At 74.9% G+C, this 12,113-nt stretch carries 13 protein-coding genes; 10 read left to right on the top strand and 3 right to left on the bottom strand.

Annotation, left to right across the window (positions count from 1 at the left end; all coding sequences use genetic code 11):
• The first annotated feature begins 55 nt into the window (after nucleotides 1-55).
• The 5 genes from ACFV57_RS23120 (at nucleotide 56) to ACFV57_RS23100 (ending at nucleotide 5,151) form a co-directional block, all read left to right on the top strand.
• Complete coding sequence (locus ACFV57_RS23120) at nucleotides 56-1,480, top strand: NAD(P)H-hydrate dehydratase (protein ID WP_385235381.1); 1,425 nt, start codon at nucleotides 56-58, stop codon at nucleotides 1,478-1,480.
• A 115-nt stretch (nucleotides 1,481-1,595) separates the two neighbouring features.
• Complete coding sequence (alr, locus tag ACFV57_RS23115) at nucleotides 1,596-2,756, top strand: alanine racemase (protein ID WP_385235377.1); 1,161 nt, start codon at nucleotides 1,596-1,598, stop codon at nucleotides 2,754-2,756.
• Nucleotides 2,753-4,060: an alpha/beta fold hydrolase gene (locus tag ACFV57_RS23110; RefSeq protein ID WP_385235374.1), complete on the top strand. Its 1,308-nt coding sequence runs from the start codon at nucleotides 2,753-2,755 to the stop codon at nucleotides 4,058-4,060. The genes alr and ACFV57_RS23110 overlap by 4 nt, the downstream gene beginning before the upstream one ends.
• Before the next feature lie 164 nt (nucleotides 4,061-4,224).
• On the top strand, nucleotides 4,225-4,761 hold the full coding sequence (gene tsaE / locus ACFV57_RS23105; RefSeq protein WP_385235371.1) for a tRNA (adenosine(37)-N6)-threonylcarbamoyltransferase complex ATPase subunit type 1 TsaE: 537 nt from the start codon (nucleotides 4,225-4,227) through the stop codon (nucleotides 4,759-4,761).
• A gap of 153 nt (nucleotides 4,762-4,914) precedes the next feature.
• Nucleotides 4,915-5,151: a hypothetical protein gene (locus ACFV57_RS23100; RefSeq protein WP_385235368.1), complete on the top strand. Its 237-nt coding sequence runs from the start codon at nucleotides 4,915-4,917 to the stop codon at nucleotides 5,149-5,151.
• Nucleotides 5,152-5,223: 72 nt separating this feature from the next.
• Here ACFV57_RS23100 and ACFV57_RS23095 read toward each other — a convergent pair whose 3' ends face one another.
• Nucleotides 5,224-5,790, bottom strand: a complete 567-nt coding sequence (locus ACFV57_RS23095; RefSeq protein ID WP_385235365.1) for a hypothetical protein — start codon at nucleotides 5,788-5,790, stop codon at nucleotides 5,224-5,226.
• A gap of 86 nt (nucleotides 5,791-5,876) precedes the next feature.
• On the opposite strand from ACFV57_RS23095, the gene tsaB reads away from it, so the two are divergent.
• The 5 genes from tsaB (at nucleotide 5,877) to ACFV57_RS23070 (ending at nucleotide 9,163) form a co-directional block, all read left to right on the top strand.
• Nucleotides 5,877-6,536 carry a tRNA (adenosine(37)-N6)-threonylcarbamoyltransferase complex dimerization subunit type 1 TsaB gene (gene tsaB, locus ACFV57_RS23090; RefSeq protein ID WP_385235362.1) on the top strand — a complete coding sequence of 220 codons (660 nt, stop codon included), beginning with the start codon at nucleotides 5,877-5,879 and terminating at the stop codon, nucleotides 6,534-6,536.
• Between the two features lie 53 nt (nucleotides 6,537-6,589).
• Nucleotides 6,590-7,132: a ribosomal protein S18-alanine N-acetyltransferase gene (rimI, locus tag ACFV57_RS23085; RefSeq protein ID WP_385235534.1), complete on the top strand. Its 543-nt coding sequence runs from the start codon at nucleotides 6,590-6,592 to the stop codon at nucleotides 7,130-7,132.
• Complete coding sequence (tsaD, locus tag ACFV57_RS23080) at nucleotides 7,125-8,291, top strand: tRNA (adenosine(37)-N6)-threonylcarbamoyltransferase complex transferase subunit TsaD (RefSeq protein WP_385235358.1); 1,167 nt, start codon at nucleotides 7,125-7,127, stop codon at nucleotides 8,289-8,291. Before rimI ends, tsaD begins: the two co-directional genes overlap by 8 nt.
• 68 nt (nucleotides 8,292-8,359) lie before the next feature.
• Nucleotides 8,360-8,740, top strand: coding sequence for a hypothetical protein (locus ACFV57_RS23075; RefSeq protein WP_385235355.1), 381 nt, complete (start codon nucleotides 8,360-8,362; stop codon nucleotides 8,738-8,740).
• A gap of 57 nt (nucleotides 8,741-8,797) precedes the next feature.
• A complete protein-coding gene (locus ACFV57_RS23070; RefSeq protein WP_385235352.1) occupies nucleotides 8,798-9,163 on the top strand; it encodes a hypothetical protein in 366 nt (121 codons plus the stop codon).
• Between the two features lie 29 nt (nucleotides 9,164-9,192).
• Here the strand turns inward: ACFV57_RS23070 and ACFV57_RS23065 are convergent, their stop codons facing one another.
• On the bottom strand, nucleotides 9,193-10,407 hold the full coding sequence (locus ACFV57_RS23065; protein ID WP_385235349.1) for a methyltransferase domain-containing protein: 1,215 nt from the start codon (nucleotides 10,405-10,407) through the stop codon (nucleotides 9,193-9,195).
• Nucleotides 10,408-10,568: 161 nt separating this feature from the next.
• Nucleotides 10,569-12,104, bottom strand: coding sequence for an FtsW/RodA/SpoVE family cell cycle protein (locus ACFV57_RS23060; protein ID WP_385235531.1), 1,536 nt, complete (start codon nucleotides 12,102-12,104; stop codon nucleotides 10,569-10,571).
• Between the last annotated feature and the right edge of the window lie 9 nt (nucleotides 12,105-12,113).

The raw sequence follows: 12,113 nt of genomic DNA, 5'->3' as shown, positions 1-12,113 counted from the left end.
GGCGAGCCGGGCGAGCCGGGGGAATGTTGCCGCCGCCCGGGGTGAGACTGGAGGCATGAGGACTGCGTTCAGCGTGGATGTCGTACGGGCTGCCGAGCGGGACCTGATGGCGCGGCTGCCCGAAGGGGCCCTGATGCAGCGGGCCGCGGCCGGACTGGCGGTGGCGTGCGCGGAGCTGCTGGGGCGGGTGTACGGGGCCCGCGTCGTGCTGCTCGTGGGCAGCGGCGACAACGGCGGCGACGCGCTGTACGCGGGCGCCCGGCTGGCCCGGCGCGGCGCGGGCGTACGCGCCGTCCTGCTGTCGCCGGACCGGGCGCACGCGGGCGGCCTGGCGGCGCTGCGCGCGGCGGGCGGCCGGGTGTCCGGCGACGCCCTCGCCGACATCGCGCGGGCCGACCTCGTCGTGGACGGCATCGTCGGCATCGGCGGCAAGGGCGGGCTGCGGCCGGAGGCGGCCCGCCTGGCCGACGCCGCCCGGCAGGCCATGACCGTGTCCGTCGACCTGCCGAGCGGCGTGGACGCGGACACCGGGGAGGTGCCGGGAGAAGCCGTGCGCGCCGACGTGACGGTGACCTTCGGCGCGTACAAGCCGGGCCTGCTCATCGACCCGGCCCGCGAGTACGCGGGCGCGCTGCGGCTGGTGGACATCGGCCTGGAGCCGACCGCGCAGGCCACGGCCGAGGCGCTGCAGTACGCGGACGTGGCGGCGCTGCTGCCCCGCCCGTCGGCGGAGAGCGACAAGTACCGGCGCGGCGTCGTGGGCGTCGTCGCGGGGTCCGCGCGCTATCCGGGTGCCGCGGTGCTGGCCGTCTCCGGGGCGCTGCGTGGCGGCGCCGGAGCCGTACGGTACGTCGGCCCGGCGGCCGACGAGGTCCTCGCGCGCTTCCCGGAGACCCTGGTGCACGCCGGGCCGCCGTCGAAGGCGGGCCGGGTCCAGGCGTGGGTCATCGGCCCCGGCATCGGCGACGACGGCGACGCCATGGCGGACGTGCTCGACTCCGGCGTACCCGTCCTGGTGGACGCCGACGGGCTGCGCTTCCTGGACGCCGCGCGGGTACGGGGCCGTGGCGCGCCGACCCTGCTGACCCCGCACGCCGGGGAGGCCGCCGCGCTGCTCGGCACCGACCGGGCGGACGTCGAGGCGGCCCGCCTGCGCTCCGTACGGGAACTGGCCGGGCGGTACGGCGCCACGGCCCTCCTGAAGGGCTCCACGACCCTCGTCGCCGACGCGGCGGGCGGCCCCGTGCGCGCCAACCCCACCGGTACGGGCTGGCTGGCCACCGCCGGCAGCGGCGACGTGCTGTCCGGCCTTACCGGCTCGCTCCTGGCCGCCGGACTGCCCGCGCCGGACGCGGCCGCCGCGGGCGCGTACCTGCACGGCCTGGCCGCCCGCCTGGCGGCCACCGCGGACGGCGCGCCGATCCTGGCGACGGACGTGGCCGGGGCGCTGGGGGAGGCGTGGCGGGACGTCAGCCGTTGACGGGGGAGCCGGACCGTGGGGGCCGGGTGCGGGGCGGGGCGCCGGCCGCTGATGGGAGAGTCCGGGCGCACCTGCCTCCCGGTGCCCCAACACCCCGTTCTGCGACACTGGGTGGATGAACCACACAGCCATGCGGGCCCGTGCGGCCGTCGACCTCGCCGCGGTGCGCTCCAACGTGCGGGCGTTGCGGGACCGCGCGCCGCGGGCCGAGCTGATGGCCGTGGTGAAGTCCGACGGCTACGGCCACGGCGCGGTCCCCTGCGCGCGCGCCGCGCGCGCGGCCGGCGCGTCATGGCTGGGCACCGCGCTCCCCGAGGAGGCGTTCGCGCTGCGCGCCGCGGGCGACACCGGGCGGCTGATGTGCTGGCTGTGGACGCCCGGCGGGCCCTGGCGGCAGGCGGTCGAGCAGGACATCGACGTGTCGGTCAGCGGCATGTGGGCGCTGCACGAGGTGACCGGGGCGGCGCGGGCCTGCGGCCGCACCGCCCGCGTCCAGCTCAAGATCGACACGGGCCTGGGGCGCAGCGGCTGCCAGCCCGCCGACTGGCCCGAGCTGGTCACCGCGGCGCGCGCCGCCGAGGCCGAGGGCGCGATACGGGTTACCGGCGTCTGGTCGCACTTCGCCTGCGCCGACGAGCCCGGACATCCCTCCATCGACGCCCAGCTCGCGGTCTTCGCCGAGGCCGACGAGGTGGTCCGCAGGGCGGGCCTGGACCCGGAGGTGCGCCACCACGCCAACACCCCGGCGCTGCTCGGCCTCCCGCACGCGCACTTCGACCTGGTGCGCGCCGGGATCGGCATCTACGGCATCTCGCCCAGCCCGGAGATGGGCGTGCCGGAGGACTTCGGGCTGCGGCCCGCGATGACGCTGGAGGCGTCGCTGGCGTCGGTCAAGCACGTGCCCGGCGGCCACGGCGTCTCGTACGGGCACCGGTACACGACGGCCGGTGCGACCACGCTCGCCCTCGTCCCGCTCGGCTACGCCGACGGCATCCCCCGCCATGCGTCGAACAGCGGACCGGTGCTGGTCGCGGGCAAATGGCGGACGATCGCCGGGACCGTCGCGATGGATCAGTTCGTGGTCGATCTCGGCGGGGACCCGGCCCAGGTGGGGGACGTGGCCGTGCTGTTCGGCCCGGGAGACCGGGGCGAGCCGACCGTCGAGGACTGGGCGCGTGCGACGGGCACGATCGGGTATGAGATCGTCACGCGGATCGGTACCCGGGTGCCACGCGTCTATGTTGACGAGCGCGCGGACACGGGGAGCGGGACATGAGCGACAGGACGGGGGCGGCCGCCGACACCGCGATCGACGCGGCGGCAGCGGCGGCCGAAGTGGCCACGGCGGCAGGCGGCTGGACGCGGGCGGGACGCCACGCGGGCATCGCGGGCGCCGCCATCGGCGTCGTCGCGGCGGGCGCCGCGGCGGGCGTGGCCATCGAGCGGCTGACGGTAGGCCGGGGCATACGGCGCCGGGCGCGCCTCGCGCTGGACGCGGCGGGCCCGTACGGCACGCTGCGCGGCACGCCGGGCACGGCGGTCGCCGAGGACGGCACACAGCTGCACTACGAGATCGACGAGCCCGGCGACGGCCCTGCCGGGCGGGCGGGCCGCGGCGGCCACGACGACCGGGGCGACCGGGGCGGCAAGGGCGGCGGCACCGGCGCCGCGCGCCGCAAGCGGCTGCTGGGACTGCTGGGACGCCGCTCCGAGGCGCCCACGGTCGTCTTCTGCCACGGCTACTGCCTGAACCAGGACGCCTGGCACTTCCAGCGCGCCGCCCTGCGCGGCGCGGTGCGCAGTGTCCACTGGGACCAGCGCAGCCACGGCCGCTCGGAGCGCGGCCGGGCCCAGCGCGAGGGCGCCGAGCCCGTCACCATCGACCTGCTGGGCCGGGACCTGAAGGCGGTGCTGGACGCCACCGTGCCCGAGGGGCCGATCGTGCTGGTCGGGCACTCCATGGGCGGTATGACGGTGATGGCGCTGGCCGACCAGTATCCGGAGTTCGTCGCGGAGCGGGTGGTCGGCGTGGCGCTGATCGGCACCTCGGCGGGCCGGCTCAGCGAGGTCGCCTTCGGGCTGCCGTCGCTGGGCGTCAAGGCGTTCCACCGCCTGGCGCCGGGGGTGCTCAAGGCGCTGGGATCGCAGAGCGAGCTGGTCGAGAAGGCCCGGCGGGCCACCGCCGACCTGTTCGCCGGGCTGGTCAAGCGCTATTCGTTCGGTACGCCGAAAGAGGTGGACCCGGGGGTGGCGCGGTTCGCCGAGCGGATGATCGAGGCGACGCCGATCGATGTCGTCGCCGAGTTCTTCCCGGCCTTCGCCGTGCACGACAAGACCGAGGCGCTGACGGCGTTCGACCTCGTACCGGCGCTGGTGCTGGCCGGTGACCGGGACATGCTCACCCCGCCCGACCACAGCGACGCCATCGCCGAGCTGCTGCCGGGCGCGGAGTCGGTGCGCGAGGAGGGCGCCGGCCACCTGGTGATGCTGGAGCGTGCCGAGACGGTCACCGGACTGCTGGAGACGCTGATCGAACGGGCGGCGGCCACGGCCGCGGGGACCCGGTCGGCACGGGCGTAGGCAGGGGCACGGGTACGGCCGCGGCGGCACGCTCGGCGCGGGCGTAGGCGGTCCCCACGGCACGGGCGCGCCGGGCCCGATGGCGCGGGCGCGGCGGTCCTGGTGGTGCGCGCGGGCCGCGGACGGGTTCGGAATGCCGGTTGTGTGCCCCGTACCATCGGCGCATGAGCGCCACCGAGACGACCGTGCACGTAACCGTCAAGTCACCGCAGTCGATGCGGGAGTTGGGCCGCAGACTGGCCGGGCTGCTGCGGCCCGGGGACCTGGTGCTGCTCACCGGGGAGCTGGGCGCGGGCAAGACGACGCTGACGCGCGGGCTGGGCGAGGGCCTCGGTGTGCGCGGCGCGGTCACCTCCCCGACGTTCGTGATCGCGCGGGTGCACCCGCCGCTGGCCGAGGGGCCCGCCCTGGTGCACGTGGACGCGTACCGGCTCGGCGGCGGGCTGGACGAGATGGAGGACCTGGACCTCGACGTGTCGCTGCCGGAGTCGGTGGTGGTCGTGGAGTGGGGCGACGGCAAGGTCGAGGAGCTGTCCGAGGACCGGCTGCACCTGGTCATCGAGCGCGCCGTGGGCGCGGACGCGCCCGCCGCGGACGCCGGGGACGAGGTGGCGGACGAGGACGACGTGCGCGAGGTCGCGGTCCGCGGGGTCGGCCCGCGCTGGGCGGGCGCGGACCTGACGGTGCTGGCCGGGGAGTAGGCGGCGAGCCGAAGGGCGGCCGGTCCGTAGTTTCCGACAAGCCGTCGGGAAGATGTTGCGCGGGCGGCGTCGGACGTGGTCACATGGGTGAAGAGAGAGCCGGTTAGGTCTGCCTAACCAGGCCCGCTTGCCCAGGAGCCACGGGAGGCATCCATGTCGGCCCACCAGCCCGTCACCGCAGCGGTCCGCAACGGCGCGGCCGAGCCGTCGCCGACGATGAACGAGCTGCTGGCCGCGTGCGCCGCGGCCAGCGCGGTGTCCACGCCCCCGGAGCCGCCGTCCCGTGCCGAGGACCGTACGGAGGGCGACGCGCGGGGTGACGGGCGCGACACCGCGGCGCAGGACGCCGCCCCGTGCCCGCACGGCGCACAGGCGCGCGACGCGGCGTAGTCCGGCGCCGGACGCAGGCGACCGGGGCCGCGCCGCGCCTACGAAACGACGGCGCCTACGAAACGACGAGGCCTACGAAACGACGACGACCTTCGTCTCCCGCAGCGCGAAGTCCCACAGCGCCGTACCGTCCGCCCGCGATCCCCGGATGGCGCCGGTCTTCTTCGTCGCGTTCGGGTCCGGCTTCGAACCGTCGAGCGCCGCGCTGAAGCCGACCACCACACCGTCGGCGATCGTGAAACGCACCACGTGCTCGACCGGCACCCCGTCCGAACCCTTGAGCTTCAACGTACGGCCGTTGACCTTGTACGTCCCCGGCGCCGGGGAGACCGTGCTCGGCGTGACCTCGAAGGTCCGCTTGATCTTGCCGTCCGCCGTGACCAGCCACACCCGACGCGCGCTCAGCGAGTAGACGACCCGCTCGCCCTCGCCCGAGTCGGCCGGCACCGGCACCTCGGTCTTCTGCTGGTCCGCGCCGCCCTTGCCCTTGCCCGGGGCCGGGCTCGCGGTCGCCGACGGGTGCTTGTCCGCGGTTTTGTGATCCGGCGCCGAGGCGGACGCCTGGTAGGCCAGGAAACCGACGGCGGCGAGCGCAGCCGTGGTCAAAGCGGTGACGATCGAGCTGCTCTTTGCGGACACCGCCGTGCCACCTTTCGTACGCGCGTGACTACGGGTGACGGTAGCACCCGGCGAGGCACCCGCCGCCGCGCCGTAGTCTTGGAAGCGTGCTGCTGCTTGCTCTGGACACCGCAACCCCCGCCGTCACCGTCGCCGTCCACGACGGCTCCCGCGTCCTCGCCGAGGAGCGCCAGGTGGACGCCCGCCGGCACGGCGAACTGCTGCTGCCCGCCGTCGACCGCGTCCTCGCCGAGGCCGGCGTGAAACTCGACGCGGTCAGCGACATCGTCGTCGGGGTCGGCCCCGGCCCGTACACGGGCCTGCGGGTCGGACTCGTCACGGCCGCGACGTTCGGGGCCGCGCTCGGCGTTCCGGTGCACGGCCTGTGCACGCTGGACGGCATCGCGTACGCCGCCGGGCTCGACGAGCCGTTCGTGGTGGCGACCGACGCCCGCCGCAAGGAGGTCTACTGGGCGCGCTACGCCGACGCCCGCACGCGGCTCACCGAGCCCGCCGTGGACCGCCCCGCGGACATCGCGGACCAGGTCGGCGGGGTGCCGTCGGTGGGCGCGGGCGCGCTGCTGTACGCGGGCACCTTCACCGGCGTACGGGACGGCGGCCCCGAGCACCAGTCCGCGGGCGCGCTCGCCGCGCTGGCCGCCGAAAAGCTGGCGCGCGGCGAGGAACTCCTGCCGCCGCAGCCGCTGTACCTGCGCCGCCCCGACGCGCAGGTGCCCGCCAACTACAAGGTGGTCACGCCGAAGTGACCGCGGGGACGGCCGCCGGGGGCGGCGTGCGCGACGGCGTCGTACTCCGCGAGATGCGCTGGTGGGACATCGCGCCGGTCCTGGACCTGGAGCGCGAGCTGTTCCCCGAGGACGCCTGGTCGGCGGGCATGTTCTGGTCCGAGCTGGCGCACGCGCGCGGGCCCGCCGCCAACCGCCGCTACCTCGTCGCCGAACGCGACGGCCGCCTGGTCGGCTACGGCGGCCTCGCCGCCGTCGACGGCACCGGAGACATCCAGACCATCGCCACCGCCCGCGACCAGTGGGGCTCCGGCCTCGGCGCCCGGCTGCTGACCGAGCTGCTGTCCGCCGCCACCGCCTTCGAATGCGCCGAGGTGCTGCTCGAAGTACGCGTGGACAACACGCGGGCCCAGCGCCTGTACGAGCGCTTCGGCTTCGAGCCGATCGGATTCCGGCGCGGCTACTACCAGCCGGGCAACGTGGACGCCCTCGTCATGCGCCGTACCACCGTCTCCCCCTCCGAATCCCCGGCCGATTCCACCCCCGGACCGGCAGGCGAAGCCCTCGCACCCCCCACCTCACCGCCCCCCGCGCAAGGAAACCGGACCCATGGCTGACGAACCGCTCGTCCTCGGCATCGAGACCTCCTGCGACGAGACCGGCGTCGGCATCGTGCGCGGCCACACACTTCTCGCGGACGCCGTCGCCTCCAGCGTCGACGAGCACGCGCGCTTCGGCGGCGTCGTGCCGGAGGTGGCCTCGCGCGCGCACCTGGAGGCGATGGTCCCCACCATCCAGCGCGCCCTGAAGGAGGCCGGCGTCGCCGCGTCCGACCTCGACGGGATCGCCGTCACGGCGGGCCCCGGCCTGGCCGGCGCCCTCCTCGTCGGCGTCTCGGCGGCCAAGGCGTACGCGTACGCCCTCGGCAAGCCGCTCTACGGCGTCAACCACCTCGCCTCGCACATCTGCGTCGACCAGCTCGAACACGGCGCCCTGCCCGAGCCGACCATGGCCCTGCTGGTCTCCGGCGGCCACTCCTCCCTGCTGCTCGCCCCCGACATCACCTCCGACGTACGCCCCCTCGGCTCGACCATCGACGACGCGGCGGGCGAGGCGTTCGACAAGGTGGCGCGCGTCCTGCACCTCGGTTTTCCGGGCGGCCCGGTCATCGACCGCTACGCGCGCGAGGGCGACCCCGACGCGATCAAGTTCCCCCGCGGCCTGACCGGCCCCCGCGACCCGGCCTACGACTTCTCCTTCTCCGGCCTCAAGACGGCCGTCGCCCGCTGGATCGAGGCGAAGCGGGCCGCGGGCGAGGAGGTCCCGGTCGCGGACGTCGCGGCGTCCTTCCAGGAAGCGGTCGTCGACGTCCTGACCCGCAAGGCCGTACGCGCCTGCAAGGACAACGGCGTCGACCACCTGATGATCGGCGGCGGCGTCGCGGCCAACTCCCGCCTGCGCGCGATGGCCCAGCGCCGCTGCGAGGACGCGAACATCACCCTGCGCGTCCCCCGCCCCAAACTCTGCACCGACAACGGCGCGATGGTCGCCGCCCTCGGCGCCGAAATGGTCACCCGCAACCGCCCCGCCTCCTCCTGGGACCTCCCGGCCGACTCCTCCCTGCCGGTGACGGAGCCGCATGTGCCGGGGGCGGAGCACGGTCCGGTGGGGCATGGGCACGGGCATGGCCATGCGCATGGTCACGGCCACGGGCACGGCCACGGTCACGACCACGACCACTTCCATGAGCTGAGCAAGGACAACTTGTACTCGTAGGCAGCGGCCGGGAGGCCCGTGCCACGGGCCGGGCCACGGTCTTGAATCCCGCCCCGGGGAGAGAACCGATGACCGCCAGTGCCTCCGAGCGCCCCCTCATCCCACAGCCTGCGGCGTCCGTCATGCCGCTGCACGATGCCGTGGCGCAGATCGCCCCAGCCGCCCTGCCCGCCTTCGCCCACGAGCTCTCCCGGGCCGCCGATCAGGCCCGGCAGGGCTGCGATCTCGTGCCGCTGCGGCGTTTCACGACCCAGTGGGCCGCCTACGTGCACATCCAGCGCCACCCCGGGACCGCTGCCAGGTTCAGGGAACTGGAGGATCGGGCGGTGGTCACCGACAACGCCGACGAGGCGCGGAGCGCCGCGGCCGAACTCGGCCGCATCCTGGACGCCGCCCATCGTGCCGTTCGCGAGCCTCTGAAAGAGCGCCCTGCCCCGTCCTCGCCCTGACAGCAAGTCATACCCTGGCCGTGACTGACATATGTGCTTACGGGGAGGGGGCAGGCTGTGAACTGGTTCTGGTGGGTGTTCGCGTTCTTCATGGCGGGGGGTTTCGCCAAGGTCGCCGATGTGGGCCGCAAGGCCATGAGTACGCGGCACGCGCGGAAGATGGAGCGGCTGGAGAGCGCGCAGCGGGAGCGGCTGGAGCTGGAGGCGGCGCAGCGGCCGCCGGAGCCGGTCTGCGGGTGTACGCATCATCTCGCCAAGCACGACAAGCAGGGCAAGTGCCATGAGGTGACGCAGGTTCCGACGGCCTGGGACGCGGAGCAGAAGCCGGTCAGGTACGAGCCGGGGCAGTGCACCTGCCAGCAGTACGTCGGTCCGCAGCCCCTGTCGCAGGTGTACGCGGAGGAGCTGACGGACCGGGCGTAGGCGGGTGCCGCGGCGGCGCGGGTGGCGCGTCAGGCCGTGGGAGCCGCGGAGGCTTCCCGCCCCAGCAGCATCGTGGGGGCGCCGGCCACGCGCGTCAGGAAGACCACGCAGGAGTTCGGGCCGGAGAGCTTCAGTTTCCTGCGGAGTTCGTCGGGTTCGACGGCCGAGCCGCGCTTCTTGATGACGGCGACGCCGATGCCGCGTTCGCGCAGCAGCGCCCGGAGCTTCTTGACGTTGAACGGCAGCGTGTCGGTGATCTCGTACGCGGTGGCGTACGGGGTCGGGTGGTGCTCGTCCGCCGTGACATAGGCGATGGTCGGGTCGATCAGGCGCCCTCCCACCCGCTGGGCGACCTCGGCGACGAGGTGCGCCCGGATGACGGCGCCGTCCGGCTCGTACAGCCAGCGGCCGACCGGGCCCGGCTCGGGGTCGGGCAGGCCGCTGTCCAGCAGGAAGTCACCGGCGGGGAGCAGGGTGGCGCGGCGCGCGCCCGGCGCGGTGCCGAACCACAGGACCGCTTCCTTCACGTCCCCGCCGTCGGAGATCCACTCCGCCTCCGCCTCGTCCGGGACGACCTCGTGCGGCACGCCCGGCGCGATCTTGAGGGCCGCGTGCGGTGCCGTGCGGGCGGCCTGGACGGCCCAGGACAGCGGCGGCGAGTACGCCTCCGGATCGAAGATCCGCCCGCCGCGCCCGCCCCGGCCGCCGCGCCGCGCCGGGTCGACGAAGACCGCGTCGTAGGCCGAGGTGTCCACCTCCGTGACGTCGGCGCAGCGCACCTCGATCCGGTCGGCCAGCCCCAGCGCCTCCGCGTTGGCGCGGGCCGCCGCGCAGGCCAGCGGGTCGCGGTCGACGGCCAGGACGTGGATGCCGGCGCGGGCCAGGGCGATGGCGTCGCCGCCGATGCCGGAGCACAGGTCGGCGAGCGAGCGGACGCCGAGGGCGGCGAGACGGGTGGCGCGGTGGGCGGCGACCGTGCTGCGGGTGGACTGTTCGACGCCGTTGGGCGTGAAGTACATGCGCGCGGCGTCCGCGCCGAACTTGGCCGCCGCGCGCTGGCGCAGCCGCGCCTGGCCCAGCGCGGCGGAGACCAGCGGAGCCGGGTGGTCGCGCCGCAGCCGGGTCGCGGTGGCCAGCTCGTCGGCCGGGTCGTGGTCGCGCAGCTCGGCCAGCAGCGCCTGCCCTTCGGGCGTGTGCAGCGCGGAGAAGGAGTCGAGGTCGTTCGCCTGGTTCACCCGGTCCATTGTGGGCCAGCGGGCGCGTACGGGAGCGCCGGGGCGGGGCCGGGCCGGGAGCGGGGAGGGGCGGGCGCGGCTGTCCGCGTGTACGGCGGGGCGGGGGCCGGGAGGAGAAGTCGTGACTGTCCGCGCGTACGGCGGGGCGGGGCCGGGGGGAAAGGCCGTGGCTATCCGCGCGTACGGCGGGCCCGGCGTCCGTGCCCCGTGGCGCGGCCGCCTTCCCGGGAAGGCGGGGCGGGGGGCGCCGCCGGCACGCGCGGCGTGGCCTGCGTCGCGTCCGGGTCCATCGTCTCCCGGACGCGCCGCCCGCGCCGCCCGCCGCGGTCGCCCCGCCCGCCCGGCTGCCCGACCGGCTCACGGCGGCGCTGCGCGCTGTCGCTGATCCGTATGAGCAGCGCCACCATCACCCAGTTCGCGACGAGCGAGGAGCCGCCCTTGGCCAGGAACGGCAGAGCCTTGCCGGTGAGGGGTATCAGCCCGGTGACGCCGCCGGCGACGACGAAGACCTGCAGCAGCAGGGCGCTGGCCAGGCCGACGGCCAGCAGCTTGCCGAAGGGGTCGCGGGCGGTGAGGCCGACGCGCAGGCCGCGCTGCGCCAGCAGCACGTACAGGAGCAGTACGACCATCACGCCGGCCAGGCCCAGTTCCTCGCCGACGGTGGTGAGGATGAAGTCGCTGTTGCCCGCGAAGCCGATCAGTTCGGGGTGGCCCTGGCCCAGGCCGGTACCGCTGATGCCGCCGCTGCCGAAGCTGAACAGCGCCTGGGCGGCCTGCTCGGACACCAGGCCCGGCGGCCGCTGTTTCTCGGGCAGGAAGATGTCCATGGGGTGCAGCCAGGCCATCACACGGCCCTTGACGTGCGGCTCGGTGGAGCCGACGACGGCGGCGCCGGCCACCGCCATGGCCAGGCCGCACAGCACCCAGCTGGTGCGCTCGGTCGCCATGTACAGCGTGATCACGAAGAGGCCGAAGAAGATCAGCGACGTACCGAGGTCGCGCTCGAAGACCAGCACCAGCAGGCTGATGATCCAGATGGTGAAGATCGGCCCGAGCTGGCGGCCGGGCGGCAGCTGGACGCCCATGACGCGGCGCCCGGTGAGCGCGAGCGCGTCGCGGTTCATGGTCAGATAGCCCGCGAAGAACACCGCGATCATGATCTTCACGAACTCGCCGGGCTGCAGCGACAGCGGCCCCACGAAGATCCAGCGCTTGGCGCCGTACGTGTCGCCGGGGAAGAACGCCGGGGCCATCAGCAGCACCAGCGCGACGGCCATCGTCAGATAGATGTAGCGCTGGAGGAAGCGGTGGTCGCGCAGCAGCATCAGCACGGCCGTGCAGACCGCCACCCCGATCACCGTCCACACCAGCTGCCCGTCGGCCGCCGGGGTCATGTGCAGGCGTGGTGTGGCCGCGTACGTGATGTCGAGGCGGTGCAGCAGCACCAGGCCGATGCCGGTGAGGAGCGTGGCGAGCGGCAGGATCAGCGGGTCGGCGCGCGGCGCGAAGCGGCGGACGACCAGGTGCGGGACGAGCGCCATGAAGAACATGGCGGCGGCGAAGCCGGGCAGCCCGTCCGGCACCCGGCCGTTCATCGACAGGCCGGTGTAGGTGTAGCCGAAGACCGTTATGAGCACGGCGAAGGCCAGCAGCCACATCTCCGTACGCCGCCGGTCGGGGGCCTGGGCGAGGGCGGCGAACGTCATGGTGCGCTC

The sequence above is a fragment of the Streptomyces sp. NPDC059788 genome (genome assembly GCF_042732265.1).
In the GTDB taxonomy this organism is placed as follows: Bacteria; Actinomycetota; Actinomycetes; order Streptomycetales; family Streptomycetaceae; genus Streptomyces.
The sequence above is the reverse complement of the archived record's forward strand: the minus strand, read 5'-3'. Positions and strand labels throughout refer to the sequence as shown.